Source organism: Hyphococcus sp. (assembly GCF_965267305.1).
Taxonomy (GTDB): Bacteria; Pseudomonadota; Alphaproteobacteria; order Caulobacterales; family Parvularculaceae; genus Hyphococcus.
In genome coordinates, this window is record NZ_OZ253945.1 from 3,366,046 (window position 1) to 3,381,033 (window position 14,988).

Annotated in this window: 18 protein-coding genes; 11 read left to right on the plus strand and 7 right to left on the minus strand. The window is 59.4% G+C overall.

Translation table 11 applies throughout. The annotated features are described in order from the left end of the window. The 5 genes from ACQY5P_RS16260 to ACQY5P_RS16280 form a co-directional block, all read right to left on the minus strand. Positions 1-291, minus strand: coding sequence for a GNAT family N-acetyltransferase (locus ACQY5P_RS16260; protein WP_428407921.1), 291 nt, complete (start codon positions 289-291; stop codon positions 1-3). 72 nt (positions 292-363) lie between these two features. Then, positions 364-771 carry a very short patch repair endonuclease gene (locus ACQY5P_RS16265; protein WP_428407922.1) on the minus strand — a complete coding sequence of 136 codons (408 nt, stop codon included), beginning with the start codon at positions 769-771 and terminating at the stop codon, positions 364-366. Between the two features lie 4 nt (positions 772-775). Next, positions 776-1,639 carry a hypothetical protein gene (locus ACQY5P_RS16270; protein ID WP_428407923.1) on the minus strand — a complete coding sequence of 288 codons (864 nt, stop codon included), beginning with the start codon at positions 1,637-1,639 and terminating at the stop codon, positions 776-778. Beyond that, entirely contained in the window at positions 1,636-2,787 is a 1,152-nt protein-coding gene (locus tag ACQY5P_RS16275) for a DNA cytosine methyltransferase (protein ID WP_428407924.1), read from the minus strand. Before ACQY5P_RS16275 ends, ACQY5P_RS16270 begins: the two co-directional genes overlap by 4 nt. A gap of 59 nt (positions 2,788-2,846) precedes the next feature. Then, the gene (locus ACQY5P_RS16280; protein ID WP_428407925.1) at positions 2,847-3,161 is read right to left on the minus strand and encodes a DNA cytosine methyltransferase; all 315 of its coding nucleotides are present in this window, start codon (positions 3,159-3,161) and stop codon (positions 2,847-2,849) included. Positions 3,162-3,372: 211 nt separating this feature from the next. On the opposite strand from ACQY5P_RS16280, the gene ACQY5P_RS16285 reads away from it, so the two are divergent. The 10 genes from ACQY5P_RS16285 to ACQY5P_RS16330 all read left to right on the plus strand — a co-directional run bounded on the left by ACQY5P_RS16285 (position 3,373) and on the right by ACQY5P_RS16330 (position 10,619). Beyond that, positions 3,373-4,479 carry a hypothetical protein gene (locus tag ACQY5P_RS16285; protein WP_428407926.1) on the plus strand — a complete coding sequence of 369 codons (1,107 nt, stop codon included), beginning with the start codon at positions 3,373-3,375 and terminating at the stop codon, positions 4,477-4,479. A 154-nt stretch (positions 4,480-4,633) separates the two neighbouring features. Beyond that, on the plus strand, positions 4,634-5,662 hold the full coding sequence (locus ACQY5P_RS16290) for a hypothetical protein (protein ID WP_428407927.1): 1,029 nt from the start codon (positions 4,634-4,636) through the stop codon (positions 5,660-5,662). Positions 5,663-5,767: 105 nt separating this feature from the next. Continuing rightward, on the plus strand, positions 5,768-6,382 hold the full coding sequence (locus ACQY5P_RS16295) for a glutathione S-transferase family protein (RefSeq protein WP_428407928.1): 615 nt from the start codon (positions 5,768-5,770) through the stop codon (positions 6,380-6,382). A 92-nt stretch (positions 6,383-6,474) separates the two neighbouring features. Continuing rightward, positions 6,475-7,413 (plus strand): glycine--tRNA ligase subunit alpha, encoded by a 939-nt coding sequence (locus ACQY5P_RS16300; protein WP_428407929.1) that lies wholly within the window; start codon positions 6,475-6,477, stop codon positions 7,411-7,413. A 3-nt stretch (positions 7,414-7,416) separates the two neighbouring features. Beyond that, positions 7,417-7,887 (plus strand): GFA family protein, encoded by a 471-nt coding sequence (locus ACQY5P_RS16305; protein ID WP_428407930.1) that lies wholly within the window; start codon positions 7,417-7,419, stop codon positions 7,885-7,887. A gap of 132 nt (positions 7,888-8,019) precedes the next feature. After that, the gene (locus tag ACQY5P_RS16310) at positions 8,020-8,430 is read left to right on the plus strand and encodes a DUF1761 domain-containing protein (protein ID WP_428407931.1); all 411 of its coding nucleotides are present in this window, start codon (positions 8,020-8,022) and stop codon (positions 8,428-8,430) included. Positions 8,431-8,587: 157 nt separating this feature from the next. After that, complete coding sequence (gene mtgA / locus ACQY5P_RS16315; RefSeq protein WP_428410680.1) at positions 8,588-9,259, plus strand: monofunctional biosynthetic peptidoglycan transglycosylase; 672 nt, start codon at positions 8,588-8,590, stop codon at positions 9,257-9,259. A gap of 9 nt (positions 9,260-9,268) precedes the next feature. Continuing rightward, complete coding sequence (locus tag ACQY5P_RS16320) at positions 9,269-9,589, plus strand: putative quinol monooxygenase (RefSeq protein WP_428407932.1); 321 nt, start codon at positions 9,269-9,271, stop codon at positions 9,587-9,589. A gap of 36 nt (positions 9,590-9,625) precedes the next feature. Continuing rightward, positions 9,626-10,171, plus strand: a complete 546-nt coding sequence (locus ACQY5P_RS16325) for a DUF6438 domain-containing protein (RefSeq protein ID WP_428407933.1) — start codon at positions 9,626-9,628, stop codon at positions 10,169-10,171. A gap of 4 nt (positions 10,172-10,175) precedes the next feature. Further along, a complete protein-coding gene (locus tag ACQY5P_RS16330; protein WP_428407934.1) occupies positions 10,176-10,619 on the plus strand; it encodes a PaaI family thioesterase in 444 nt (147 codons plus the stop codon). Here the strand turns inward: ACQY5P_RS16330 and ACQY5P_RS16335 are convergent. Beyond that, positions 10,616-11,218 carry a hypothetical protein gene (locus tag ACQY5P_RS16335; RefSeq protein ID WP_428407935.1) on the minus strand — a complete coding sequence of 201 codons (603 nt, stop codon included), beginning with the start codon at positions 11,216-11,218 and terminating at the stop codon, positions 10,616-10,618. The genes ACQY5P_RS16330 and ACQY5P_RS16335 overlap by 4 nt on opposite strands. 83 nt (positions 11,219-11,301) lie before the next feature. Between ACQY5P_RS16335 and glyS the strand changes: the two genes are divergently transcribed. Beyond that, positions 11,302-13,395: a glycine--tRNA ligase subunit beta gene (gene glyS, locus ACQY5P_RS16340; RefSeq protein WP_428407936.1), complete on the plus strand. Its 2,094-nt coding sequence runs from the start codon at positions 11,302-11,304 to the stop codon at positions 13,393-13,395. On the opposite strand, the gene ACQY5P_RS16345 is transcribed toward glyS, so the two are convergent. Beyond that, on the minus strand, positions 13,392-14,888 hold the full coding sequence (locus tag ACQY5P_RS16345) for a hypothetical protein (protein ID WP_428407937.1): 1,497 nt from the start codon (positions 14,886-14,888) through the stop codon (positions 13,392-13,394). The genes glyS and ACQY5P_RS16345 overlap by 4 nt on opposite strands. Positions 14,889-14,988 lie beyond the last annotated feature (100 nt).

The window sequence follows — 14,988 nt, forward strand, 5'->3', positions numbered from 1 at the left end:
CTAAACATGCAGCGGCGCCCATTCCGGGCGCCGCTGAAACAGCTTCGCCACATAGGGACAAACAGGATCGATCTTGAGGCCGCTTTCGCGCGCCTCGTCGACGGCGCGCTCGACAAGGCGCTGAGCGACGTTTTTCCCCCGCGCTTCCGGCGGGGTGAAGGTGTGATCGATGACCATGACGTCGCCGCGCATCCGGTATGTGAGCTCCGCCTCACCGTCGCCGGCAAGCGCCCAGTAGCGGCCATTGTCGCCGCGCTTTTCATGCTGGATGTCGAGAGTTTCGTCTGCCATGGAAGCGCCTCCGGATCTGAGCCTTCGATTGTTATCTAGGCGCAAACAGCCATGGCGGCGAGCCGGTTCCGGTCAATTCTGCTTGATTGGCAAAGCATCAGGATCGAGCGTTTTCAGTTCGCACTCCCAGACCGTAATCACGCGCCAGCCGAGCTTTTCAAGCGCCGCTGCATTCTTCTTGTCACGCGCCTTGTTGCGGGCGATCTTTTCTTTCCAGTAGTCGGCGTTCTGTTTGGGCTGGCGCGCGCCGCGTTTGCATTTGTGTCCGTGCCAGAAACAGCCATGGACGAAGAGAACGGCTTTGTATTTCGGAAAGACGAGATCCGGTTTGCCGGGGAGGTCCTTGGCATTCAGCCGGTAGCGGTATCCGAGCGCATGAAGCTGCTTGCGCAGAGTGATTTCCGGCTTGGTGTCACGCCCCTTGACGGCGCGCATCACTTCCGACCGCTTTTCTTTGGTGAAAACGTCGGTGGATCGCACAGCTTCACTTTCTTCGAATGGGTGTGAACCTAGACGTCTTCTTTATTTCACCGCCTCTTGTTACGGAAGTCTTGCGTGCCTTCTCCTGCCCCTGTTGTCTGATTTCATAATTCACATAGTTTATATGGTCTTTTGATCCTCCAAAACATTCGTGAAATGCATTGAGCAGGCGTAATTCAGAAAGCTGAGGAGTATTTGGTTTTGGATTATTTCGCGCACTAGGCACTGTGGCAGGGAGAATATAAATACAAGGCGGCGGCAAATTATAAGGCCCAATTTGTATTCTGTTCCCGAAGTTTGGATCGCGCAATTTAGGGCAAGGGCGTTCGCGTGAACCGCATATCCAATCCCAGATGATAACCCCATCTACTTTTATATTATTTTCTATAATCTGTGCGCTCAGTCTAGTATGTAAACCCGACCAGGCATTTCGAGCCATGTTAGACAGTTTATTTGCACAGACGCTCCAGACCAAAAATTCCTGAGCGTGGTTGGGGCGTTCAAAGATGGTTGTGTTGTTACCATCCATACACCCCTTAAGCTCTATGGCCGCGTTTCGGCCGTCTGAGAAAGTAACATCATAGTCATATCGATTTTGGCTACCAGCGGGTGACCAATCTTCTATAAAGGATCGGTCCTGTAGGTAATTAAGTACATGTTGGACGAATTCTCGTTTTTCTCGCATCTTTGCGGAATTCTGACCGCGTATACGTTCCATAGCGGCCCTAAAAAAACCGCTATCATAAAATTCTTGATCGGATAATTCGTGACCGCCTATTTCATGAGCATGTAGTTTCAGGTGTTCAACATACTCATCCACTTTCTTGCGACGTTCTTTATCGTCATTGTCGCAAGGAATTACACTCATGCGGCGATGTCCAAGTCAGTTGCCGCTGCGAGAATAGGGGAGAATAACGTATCTGCTATATGCTGTACTACGGGGACGGCTACGCCGTCACCCGTTAAGTGTAGCGCTTCATTGAAGTTTTCTGGAAGCGTATATTTCTTAGTCAAGCCCATTAAACGGGCTGTCTCTAAGGGCTGCATGAGCCGAGTTCTTACGCGCTGACCGTCGACCAAAATAACAAGCTGTCGACTGGAACCCCCGGCGGGAGTTCTCAGGCATCCAGCCTTTCCATCAAATCTGACTTCTATACGCTGCACTTTACCTATGCCTGCCTCGTAACGAGTGCGGCGGTACATAGTCCCGACTGTTGGCTTGCCAAGTTTTTTTGCTTTTCTCAGCTTTTCCCTGTTGGTTTCGTTCATCATTGAAATGATTTCACGAGTTTCCTGTTGAGAATGCCAAGCAAGGTCAGCCCCATCCATGTCGAGAATGTTGCGAAGCGACTTTTTTCTTTTTGATGGTGAGGGCATATCCCACCAAACCCATTTGTCATCGGCATCTTCAAGTTGTTCATGTGCGTTAAGTAGCGCACGAGGGTGCCAATTAGGATTGGGTACAGATGCGACGATGTTCTGTGGAATGACGACATCCTTGTGTACGCAAATGATGAAGAGTCTAGGGCGTGACTGAGGTAAGAATTTTGCCGCATCCACGACCATTGCGCCTACATTATAGCCGATTTGTGAGAATGCAGAAAATATAGCGCTAAAGTCTTTGCCGTTGTGAGACGTTAGTGTGCCACAAACATTTTCTAATGCGATAATTCGCGGACCAAGCCCAAGTTCAGCTAGTCCCTTCATACGTTCCCAAAACGGCCAGAAGGTTCCAGAACGTTCGCCGCGTAATCCGGCGCCGCCTCCAGCAAGAGAGAGGTCTTGGCAAGGAAAAGATGCCCACGCCAAGTCTACGGGTTCATTACTACGGGCGGCCAGATCGGGTATAGAAATATTATTGATGTCATCTACGACTAAAGCATCACTGCCCCAATTGGCTGCGTAACTCTCACCCTTTTTGTGATCGAAGTCGTTTGCCAATAAGCACGTCCAATTTTCATCCAGGGCAGCGCGAACCATTCCGCCACCGCAGAAGAATTCAAAGTAGGACGGCATTTAGGCCCCTCATTTAATTACAAAAATCCAGTTGGTGAATTTTTGTTCTTATTATGTTCTCAGACAGAAGTAAACACTTCATTAACTAGATTCGTAACAGCCGAGCAAATCCCCGCCGCGTGCGCCTGCGAGCGACAGATCCTGACAGGGGAACGATCCCCAGACGAGATCGACAGTCTCTCGCGCAGATCGCTGATGTCGATCTTTGCAATATCGCCTTCAATCAGATCGGCGCCGCCGAAATTCGCGCGATAGGATGCGCATTTTTGCGGATCGAGATCGTTGGCGAGAAGGCAGCGCCATGATGATCCAAGTCCCAGGCGCGCCATGCCGCCGCCGGCGAAAAATTCGAGAAAGGTTTTCTCTGCGCTCATCGCCCGTGATGTTATCTCTCTTCGCCGCATTCCGGCCATAATCCTGCAGCTTGCGCGGCGCCCGCCATATTTGCGTCACAATTGCCGCGTTTCCGCCTTATTTCAAGCAGTTAATCGCAGACATGTGCGCAAGTAACGATTGACGCAACTGGCGCCTTCACGCAATCTGATGATGGGCGCTAAGGGGGCTCGCTTTCCGAAGGAGAGGCGAATGCCCTGGATGGAAATCAAACTGTTTCCGGTTTTAAAAACTGCGGCGGTCTCTGCCGTTATATGCGGCGGGCTTGCCTTTGCAGCACCCGCATCTGCTGACCAATCGTCAACCACGATGTCCGCCGCTTCGGCGCCGATGCAACTCGCCATGCTTGAAGATCGCGACCGCGACCGTGGCGATCGTTCCGGCCGCCGCGGCGGCGACGGCCCCCGTGGGGAGCGTCAGCGCGAACAGCGTCGAGCCGAGCGTTCGAACAGCCGCGAAGAATATCGCAGCCGCAGCGGTGATCGCGGCGACCGTCAGCGCAGCGACAGCCAGCGCAGCGGCGAGCGCCGCCGGGACGCCGGAAGCAATGAACGCCGGGACAGCGGCCGCCGCGGTTCGGACAACAACAATACTCGCCGCGCCGCCGGCGAGGACAACCGGCGCCGTTCTTCAGGCGACGGGGAGCGCCGCCGCGATCAGGATCAGCGTGTGGCGGATAATTCGGGCCGCCGCGACAGCGATGGCCGCCGGGGCGGAGACGGGCGGCGCGACGGCTATCGCGACGGCCGTGGAGACGGGAGGCGCGACGGCGACCGGCATCGTGACCGCGACCGGCGTGATTATCGCGATCGGGGCGACCGTCGCGATTATCATGATGGCCGCAGGGACGGCCGCCGCGATGGCTACCGGGACGGGCGCCGCGACCAGCGCTATCACGACCGCGGGGATAATCGCCGCGCTTACTACGACGGACGGCGTGATGGGCGTCGCGACGCTCGCCAGTATCATCAGCGCCGCCACGGTTCCTACCGCCATCCGTCGGTGCGCTATGGCGGGAAATATTACGGCCATGGCCGCGGGCCTCATCGCGGTCACGGCTATTGGTGCTCAAGCCACAATATCTTCCACTATCACAAGGGCTATGACCCGTTCGGCTGGCTTTATGTTGGCTTCGGCTGGAATCTCTATTCCTGGGATTACATCGGCGATTGCGACGTCGTATCCCAGACTTTCTATCGCGGGGGGCGGCGTTACGAGGAGGTGGCGCTCCTCTGCTACGACGCGTGGGGCTACGGCTATATCAAGCCGGGCAGCCGCCGCGTCTATCGCACCTACTGACAATCTCGCCCAAACCAGGCAAAAACAGGCGCTCTTCGGGGCGCCTGTTTTCTTGGCGGGCGTGATTCGCGCGCATTGACCGCGCGCCCCGACTCTGTGGAGAAGGGACAGTCAACCGACTGTTTTCATTCACCGGCCCGCAAGACCGACATACATGCTCCGAAACACTTTCATCGCAGCGGGAACGGCCGTTCTTCTCCTATGCGCCTCGCCCGCCGCGTCGGCGGCGCCCGGTCAGGGGCTTGAGGATGTGCAGGTCGGCGAGAAAGAGCTGCAGACCCGCATCGCGCTGATCTGCGACGGGCCTTGCGGTCTTGAAAAGCGCGGCGACGGCGTTTTCTTCCTGCGCGGCGTCACCGCCGACATGTCGCTCGATCTTTCCTCGCGCAGCCGCAACATCACCGGCTTCTCCCTGAAGCCGGATGCGGAGGGGAGCCTCCTCAATGTAACGTCGCGGCGCATTCTCGAATACGCCAACGCCAAGACCTGCACGATTTCGGGACGCGCGGCGACCTGCGTCGATCTCTTTTATGCGGACGCCGTGGCGCGCGCCGCGGAAATCACGACCCCGAGCCTTGCTCCGCAACCGGACACAACAGCGGAAACAAATGCGCCGGAAATAAGCAACCCGCCCGAAACAAGGATTGCCGCAAAGCCCGCCTTGCGCGAAAGCGCGCCGGAACGCCTGTCGCGTTTCGCCGAACTCGGCCCCCCGGAACGGCTCGAACCGCCGCAGCCGGCGCGCCTTGCGAGCGTGACGCCGGTGCAAAAGCCGGTGGAGGCGGACAAGCCCGTGATCCGCAAGGAGCGCCCGTTGCCTACGCCGTCGCCACAGAAATTCGATTACGCGGCGCAGGTCGAGGCGCTGATCGGCAAGAAACTGACGCCCGGCTATTGCGCGTCGGCGCGGGCCACGCTGCAAAGCGATCCCTGGGCGCTCGGCGCGATGGTCGACACCGGTTTGTGCGACGCGGCGGCCGGGAAGTCAGAGGAAGCCGATGCGACGCTGGCGCGCATTCTCGAATATACGCCCGATAATTACGAAGCCTATGTGGGGCGCGCGCTGATTGCGCTGCAGGCGGGCGAGAAAAGCGTCGCGCGCCGCTATTTCCAGAACGCGCTCGATGCGCCGCCGCCCATGGAGGAATCGACGCGCATCGTTGCGGCGATGCGCGGCCTTTAGGGCCCGCATATTTCCGTAACAGCTTGGTGAGGCTGCGCTGGCGCGCCTTGACCGGCTGGACCCCCGCCCATAGCGTCCGCTCGCCTTGAAAAGGAGAGAGACCCCATGGCCAATCCCATAAAAATCATCGGCGTTCCGTTTTCGCAGAATGTGCGCAAGCCGCTCGCCGTCGCACATCACCTCGGCCTCGACGTGGAGAACCCGCCCATGTCGCCCCGCGACCCGGAGTTTCAGCCCCTGCATGCGGCGGGCCGCATTCCGCTGCTCGATGATGACGGCTTCCGGATCTGCGAATCGAACGCGATCATGATCTATCTCTGCTCGAAGACGAAAAACGATCTGTACCCGGAGGAGACGAAAGCCCGCGGCCTCGTCAACCAGTATCTCTTCTGGGACGTCGCCCACTGGACGCCGGCCTATCAGCCGATCCAGTTCGAACGGCTGGTGAAACCGATGCTCGGGCTCGGCGACACGGACGAGACGGTGGTCGAGGCGACGCTGGTCAAATTCGCGCGCGAGGCCGCCTATCTCGAAGGCGCGCTCAAAGGCCGCGACTGGCTCGTGGGCGACGCCCCGACGCTCGCCGATTTCGCCGCCGCGGCGGGCCTCACCCACGCCGGCGCAATGCGCCTGCCGCTGGAGGATTATCCCAATATCCGCGCCTGGAACGAGCGCGCGCAGGGGCTTGAGGGTTTCAAGAAAACCGCCCCGCAGATGTAGGGGCGCGTTCGGCTTCCGGCTTGACCGGGGCGGCGTTTTCCGGTGCAACGCTTGCGGAAAACGCCGCTTCACCGAGAACCCGCCGGAACCCCATGGCCGATAACAAGAAACAGACCTTTCAGGACCTCATTCTGACGCTTCAGCAATACTGGGCTAAGAATGGCTGCGTCATCCTGCAGCCCTATGACATGGAGATGGGGGCGGGGACCTTTCACCCGGCGACGACCTTGCGCTCGCTGGGGTCTAAGCCGTGGAACGCCGCCTATGTTCAGCCCTGCCGCCGCCCGACCGATGGGCGCTACGGCGCGAACCCCAACCGCTTCCAGCACTATTTCCAGTTTCAGGTCGTCCTGAAGCCGAGCCCCGACAATATTCAGGAGCTTTATCTCGGCAGCCTCGACGCTATCGGCGTCGACCGCGCGATCCACGATATCCGTTTCGTCGAAGACGATTGGGAAAGTCCGACGCTTGGCGCCTGGGGCCTCGGCTGGGAGGTCTGGTGCGACGGCATGGAGGTGACGCAGTTCACTTACTTCCAGCAGGTCGGCGGCTTTGACTGCAAACCGGTGACCGGCGAAATCACCTACGGGCTCGAACGCCTCGCCATGTATGTGCAAGGGGTCGATAACGGCTTCGATCTCGTCTATGGCGGCGAAAAGCCGGACGGCTCGCCCTTCACCTATGGCGATGTCTTTCACCAGAATGAAGTTGAACAGTCGGCTTACAATTTCGAACTCGCCAACACTGAAATCCTCTTCCGCCAGTTCAGGGAGGCGGAGGAAAACTGTCAGGCGATCATTGAGGCCGGCAAGCGCGACGGCAAAGCCTATCCGCTGCCCGCCTATGAGCAATGCATCAAGGCCTCGCATCTCTTCAACCTGCTCGATGCGCGCGGCGTCATCTCTGCGACTGAGCGCCAGTCGTATATTTTACGCGTCAGAACGCTCGCGAAAGCCTGCTGCGAGGCGTGGCTGGAAAGCCCGCAAGGGCGCAGCGAAGGCGCGGGCGTTGTGGATTATGCGGAGGCTTGAGAGATGACCGTTGCGCTTCCTCTCGAAGGCGGATGCCAGTGCGGGAATTTGCGTTACGAACTATCCGCGGCTCCGATGACGCTTTACGCCTGCCACTGCACCAACTGTCAGAAACAGACGGGCAGCGCATTCGTGCTCTCGACCATCATTCCGGAAGCCGCATTCAAATTCACGCATGGCAAGCCAGGCAAAACCACCTGGAAATCCGATGCCGGCAATCTGCGCTACGGCTATTACTGCAAGGATTGCGGCAGCCGCATCGCCAATGGCCAGGAGGGCGGGCCGCCTTTCTTAAGCCTTCGCGCCGGCACCTTCGACGACACATCCTGGGTTCGGCCCGCCGGACATATCTGGTTGAAAAGCGCACAGAGCTGGATCAAGTTCGACAAGGACGATCTCCTCTGCGATGAACAGCCAACGGATTACGGGCCGTATGTGGAGCGCTTCCGCAGTTTCGGCCTCTTTCCTAATTAAACCGCATCCGGATTATTCGCGTCCGCAGCATTGAATTGTGCGGCACCCAACCCCAGCAACGGCAAATTCGTGATTGCCGGGTTCCGCAGCGGCGCGGTAAACTCTTCCTCAGACCAACAGAGGGAGGGTTTTATGCCCAGGATTCTCGGTTTGAATATTGTCGCAGTGATCGTTGCGTCGATTGCGTTCTTCCTGGTCGGCTGGCTCTGGTACGGCATCCTCTTCATGGAAGCCTATATGGAATATATGGGCATTTCGCCTGACGAGGCGGGCGGGTCTTTCGACATCTGGATGGCCGGCGGCTTTCTGATCACCGTCATGCAGGTGATCGGCCTTGGCCTTGTCATGAAGTGGAAGGGCGACGCAAGTCTTGTGGCCGGAGTGACGACAACGGTTGTGTTGTGGTTCTTCCTCGCCTTGCCTTTCACCATGTACGCCTATCTCTACGGTCCGGTGCATGACTCAACGATGATGATGATCGACGCCTCGCATCTGCTTGTGGGCTGGGTCGCCTCGGCGGTGGTGCTGCGCTTGATTAAATAGGGCGGGTTGGCCATTTTACGCGAAGGGGCGGCCGCCGCGCCGCCCCTTTTTGTTGCCCGGGGTTTTTATGGCCGATCTTGTTGCGCCGAAGCGGCGAAAGCCGCAGCGCAGGAAAAGAACGAAGAAAAAGAAGCAGGCCTCGCGGTTTAAAACGGCGATGGCCGCGCTTGCGGTCTGCGGCGCTGTCCTCGTCGGCGGCTCCGTTCTCTGGGCCGGGCTCTACGCCATCGCTGCGCCGCCGGGGACCTTGCTCATGTTCCAGCGCAAGCTGAGCGGCGATGTGATCAATCATCCCTGGACGCCGCTCGAAGAGATTTCGCCGCATCTCGTCACCGCCGTGATCGCGGCGGAGGATACGCGCTTCTGCCTTCACAACGGCATCGATTTCGAGGCGATCGACAAGGCGCTCGCCGAAGCGGAGAATGGCCGGCGTCTGCGCGGCGCTTCGACGATCTCCCAGCAGACGGCGAAAAACGCCTTCCTCTGGAACGGAGGCGGCTGGGTTCGCAAAGGCGGCGAGGCGTGGATGACCGTGCTCATCGAAAACCTCTGGCCGAAGCGGCGGATCATGGAGGTCTATCTCAATATCGCCGAATGGGGCGACGGCCATTTCGGCGCGGAGGCGGCGGCCCAGGCGCGGTTTCATAAAAGCGCCAAGGATTTGACGCCATATGAGGCGGCGTTGCTTTCGAGCGTCCTGCCGAACCCGCATAAATGGCGCGTCGACCCGCCGGGTCCCTATGTCCGCTCGCGCAGCTATACGATCCGTTCACGGATGGACCAGGTGCGCCGCGATGGTCTGGATGCATGTGTGTTGCGGCAACAATAGGAGGCGCTTATGAGCATCATGGTAATCGCCTGTTACCGGCCGAAACCCGGTAAAGAGACGGAGCTTCACGCTCTGATGAAGACGCATCTGCCGACCCTGCGCGCGGAAGGGTTGGTTGAAGAGGGGCCGTCGCTTTGCGGGCGGGCCGATGACGGAACCTATGTCGAAGTCTTTTGCTGGAAATCCCAGGACGCCATCGATGCGGCTCATGAAAACCTCAACGTGCTCGCCATGTGGGAAAAATTCGCAGAGGCGTGCGACTATGTGACGATCGGCGATCTGCCCGAAGCAAAACAGATGTTTTCGCCTTTTGCACCGGTCGACCTCTAGGCGTAAGGTGGCGCCAGCGACATGAACAGGAATGCCATGACTCGATTTCTACAGGTTGTTTTCGCCGCGGCGTTGCTCGGCGCCTGCGCGCCTGAAGGTTACACGCCCTATTACGCTACGCCCGGCGTCACCGGCGGCGAAAAGGAGTTCGATCAGTTCACGCTGAAGCGCACGGCCTGTTTCGGTTTCTGCCCGGTCTATGACGTGACGGTTTATGAAAACGATGTTTTGATCTTTCACGGCGAGCGCTTCGTCGCCGAAACCGGCGGCGCGGTCAGCAAGCGCCTGCCGGACGGGTCGTTCAAGAAACTCATCAGCATCGCAAGGGCCCACAACTTTTCCGATTTCGATGCGCGCTACCCCAACGAGGCGGGCGACAATTGCGGGCCCATTCCCACCGACATGCCGAGCATCATCATCTCGTTCGATTCGGGTCGTCTCGACCATGAAGTGAACCTCTATCAGGGCTGCAGTTTTGACGGCCGCGACAGCTTTGACGAGATGGTCCTCCAAATGGACGCGGTGCTCAATGTCGACGACATGATCGGTCCGCGCGAGGCTTTTTACGGCGCGAAAGAATAGTTCCATGTCGCAAACCTCCGAACGCCACACGGACATCCTCAACGGCTATAAGGCGGGCGGGTCGCGCTTTAACGATTGGTCGCGGGAGAAGCTTGGCGATTTCACCCTGACGGACTGGTCGTGGGGGCGGATCAAACTGCGCTGGGACATCGACGACCGCTTCATCATGCCGGACGGGGTCATGTTTGGCGGCCATATCGCGTCGGTCGCGGACCATGTGGCGGGGCTGACCGCTATGACGGTCCTTGCCGACAATCGCGAGCGCTTCCGCACCTCCCGGCTTGAGACCAATTACTTCCGTCCCTTGACCGCGCCGCTGGCCATGATTGAAGGGCGGGTGACCAATGCGTCCTCGACTCTCATCCATGTTGAGGCGGACTTTCTCAATGCGGACGAAAAGCTCGCCGTGCGGATTTACGCGGTCCAGGTGCGGCGGATGGCGGGCTAGCGCGCCTCGCCGCCGAGCGCCTCAATATTGTCTTTCTGCATTTTCACCAGCAATTGCTCGCGCGATGCAAGTTCGCCGAAGGCGGCGGCGAGCGGGCGCAATGTCGGCCCCTGATTCTCCGGGATATACATTTCCGGCTGGATCAGCATCTCGGCGACGGTTTCATAGATCACCATGACGCCCGCCTGTTGATGATCATAGGTCCGCGACAGCGCCTTGGCGGTCTCATAATCGAACCGGCCGACAACGCCCCTGTCTTTCGAAACCTGCCAAGTCACACTCTGCGGCAATCGTTCGATGATGATTGTGCTGCGAAGCACGTCGAGCCCGGTGAAGATTTCCATCGGCGTGCGCGGATCGTCCGGCCCTAGGGAGTCGATTTCCTCGCTCAGGGCCTCGCTCAGGTCGCGGTGGTAGGCGGGAATGTCTTCGAGCAGGTCGCGGTTTTCGATGAGTTCCGCCCTGATGTCCGCCATCGCCTTGCGTTCTTCCGCCGCTTCGCCCGCCCTCACGCGCCATTCATTGACGCCGAGGGCCAGAAGGATCGAGAACACGATTAAAAGGCCTTCGCCGAGGAAATAACTGATGGGTTTCTTCATGCCGCCCCTCCGGTTTTGAGGGAACCCTAGCCAATTTCGCCGTCTATTGCACAGGGTCGAAAGCCCCCTTAGAACCCCCGCCCATGTCAGAATTGCTTCTCGAACTGTTCTCCGAAGAGATCCCTGCGCGGATGCAGGGACGCGCCGCCGCCGACCTTGAAAAGGCGGTCAACAAGGCGCTGATGGACGCCGGCTTCATGCCCGAAGGGGTGAAGGGCTTCGCCGGGCCCCGGCGCCTGACTTTGGTGGCGGCGGGGATCCGTGCGCGCCAGCCGGACCGCAGTGAGGAGAAAAAGGGCCCGCGCGTCGGCGCACCCGAAAAGGCTGTCGAGGGGTTCCTGAAATCCGCGGGGCTTACCTCCCTCGATCAATGCGAACAGCGTGAGGACAAAAAGGGCGCCTATTGGGTCGCCGTCATCGACCAGAAGGGCCGCGATACGGCGGAGCTCATCGCGGAGTTTGTGCCTACGATCGTGCGCGGTTTTTCCTGGCCAAAGTCCATGCGCTGGGGCGACGGCGAGTTGCGCTGGGTGCGCCCCTTGCATTCCATTCTCTGCGTCTTCGATGGTGAAGTGGTGGATTTCGAAATCGGCGGGATCAAATCGGGCGACAAGACGCAGGGACATCGTTTCCTCGCGCCGCAAGCGATTCAGGCGCGGTCGTTCGAGACTTATGCGGAAGCGCTTAAAAAAGCCAAAGTCATTCTCGACGCCGAAGAGCGCAAGGAGATGATCGCTGGCGATGCGGCGACGCTTTGCAAGGCGCAAGGGCTGGAGCTAGTCGACGATCCGGGATTGCTGAACGAAGTCGCCGGCCTCGCCGAATGGCCGGTTCCCATGATGGGCTCGTTCGACAAAAAGTTTCTCACCGTTCCCGATGAAGTGCTCACGGCGTCGATGCGTGGGCACCAGAAATATTTCTCGGTAAAAGACCCGAAGACGGGCCGCCTCGCCAACAAGTTCGTCTACGTCACAAATATCGAATCTCCCGATGGCGGCGCCGCCATGCGCGAAGGCTATGAGCGTGTCTTGACCGCGCGCCTTTCCGATGCGTGGTATCTCTATCATCAGGATCTGAAGCGCCCGCTTGAAGCGCGCATCGAAGACTTGAACAAGGTGACTTTCTTCGAAGGGCTCGGCAGTGTCGGCGACAAGGCGCGCCGCGTCGCGGCGCTGGCGAAGGAAATTGCGCCGTCGGTTGGCGCTGATCCTGCGAAGGCGGAGCGCGCGGCGATGCTCGCCAAGGCCGACCTTGTCACCGGCATGGTCTATGAGTTTCCGGAACTGCAAGGCGTCATGGGCCGGTATTACGCCCTCGAACAGAACGAACCGGCGGAGATCGCCGACGCCATCCGCGATCACTACAAGCCCGCCGGTCAGGACGATGACGTGCCGACCGCGCCGGTCAGCATTGCGGTGGCGCTCGCCGACAAGATCGACACGCTGACGGCGTTCTGGGCCATCGACAAAAAACCGACGGGCTCAAGCGATCCGTTTGCGTTGCGACGGGCGGCATTGGGCGTGATCGCCATCACGCTAAAAAACGGCATCCGCCAAAATCTGTTTCACGTTTTCATGCCGGCTTTCAAGTATCTCGAAACCGTGCACCCCGACGCAGTTGCGGCGCACCTGACCCATGGGTCCAATCTGGTTGAGTTCTTTCATGACCGCTTGAAGGTCCACTTGCGCGAGCGGGGCAGCCGTTACGATCATGTAGACGCCGTGTTGGAGGACCCGGACGGCGATCTGCATGACGATCTCGTATTGATCGTGAAACGCCTCGATGCGCTGGAAGCATTTTTGAAAAGCGGTGATGGGCCTAATCTGGTGGCGGCCTATAAGCGCGCCGCGAACATCCTGAAAGCCGAAGAGAAAAAAGACGACGCGCCTGCAGACGCAAGCGCCGTCAAAGAAGAGCTGTTGAAAGAGCCTTCAGAGCAAGCGTTGTTTCAGTCGCTAAATGAGGCTGGGACGAAGTTCCGCCCGGCGATTGCAGCCGAGGATTACGCCTCCGCCATGGCGGCGCTGAGTATTCTGCGCGAGCCCATCGACCGGTTTTTCGATGACGTCACGGTCAACGCCGATGACGCCCAGCTTCGCGCCAATCGCCTAGCGCTCCTGGCGCGCTTCCGCGACGCCACGGCGCAGGTCGCCGACTTCTCCAAACTTGAAGGCTAATCCTTATACCCCGCTGCGCGTTCCGCGCTCGGGAAGAACAGAAAAGCCAGCATCAGAATATATGGCGCATAGTCCCAAGAGATCGCCAGCGCCCAGACATCGGAAAAGATGCTTGCGTTCTTGAGCACCGCGTCGCGCGGCGTGATGGTGGAAAGACCGGGAATGAATTCCGAATCGACGACGGACTGCGCGCGCGAAACCTTTTCCGGTTCTTCGGGCGGCGGCGGCGGGTTGAAGATTTCGCGGAAAATATCCAGGCCGCGGGCCGGCGACAGCTCCGCCGCTGATTTCAGCGGCGGCTCCGGCTTTTGCAATTTCTGCGAGCGGATCGTCGATTGCAGCGCGCTTTCAACCTCCGCCGCATAGGCGTCGATGGCTTCGCGCTGGCGATCCGACACGCGGCCGTCGGACGGCTTCGGATTGGCGCGCGCGAAGGCGTCGAGCTGTTGGTCGAGAAGGCGCTCAACGCGCTTGTCGCGGCGCGACAGGTTTATGACCGCGGCAAAGTCGTTGAACGCGGTCTCGAATTCGCGATTCCAGCGGTCCACATTGTCATAGGCGTTTTGAGCGAGCTTTTTCTTCAGCTCGTCCGTGTGCCGCGCGCAGGTGTCCTGATCGTAGGGGTTGTTCGCGCTGGCTTCTTGTTCCGCGATGATCGCGTCGACACTTGCCAGCAGGCCCTCATACCAGTTCGCAAGGCCGGTGATGTATTCGGTGACGGCGCCGTCGCCGCGCGAACCTGATTGCGAGCCGCCGCGGCGCTCTGCGTCCGCAACGCGCGTGACGTCGCCGACCGAGAGGCGAAGGTCTTCGCGCGCCAGGAAGTCGCGCTGGCGCCAGGCCGTGATGCCCGCGCATTCCGCCGCGAGCCGGTCGATCTCGAAGCTATAGGTGTGGCGTACGGCGTCGACGCCGCCGATCCCCACAACCGTCGTCCAGGTGGAAACGAAAAACAAAATGGTCGCCAGCAGCGGCACGATAATGAAGAGTTTCACAGCGCGTTCGATGAAGAAAACGATATCGCCGAGGAAGCTCGCTTTCAGTCCGCGGAACCAGTCGCGATGGCGGACAAAATCCGCGCCGCCGACCCAGATCGCGACGGCGAGACAGAAGACGAAGACCCCGAAGGCCGGCGGCAGAATCGAGTTGCGGAAGATGTCGGCGGATTCCTGCGAGGTGATGAGCCCGAAACCGATGGCCGAGCTGATGGCGCTGAAAAACCCGGCCGTCACGGCGACGACCACGAAAAGACGGTTAAAGAGGGAGGAGCTCTTGAGCCGCGGCGAGGCGAGGGCGCCGATCAGAACGAGCCCGATGACGGCGACGACGGCGCTGCCCCCTGCGATGGCGGTCAGCGAGACGCCGCCCATAGTCCCTGCATCCTGGGCCATGGCGCCGGAAAAACCCGCCGCCCCGGCCATCAGCATGGCCATCAGGCCGGCGCGCGCGCCCGCGCGGCTGCGGCCTTCGCTTTCGCGATTTTTCCGCCCCATCCTATCCCCTCGCATGCCCCGCCTGGCGTCAATTCGCACAAAAAGGGGCTGGCGGCGCAGCCTAACACGGAAAAAAAACTGGTGAATAGTTATCCTCGGT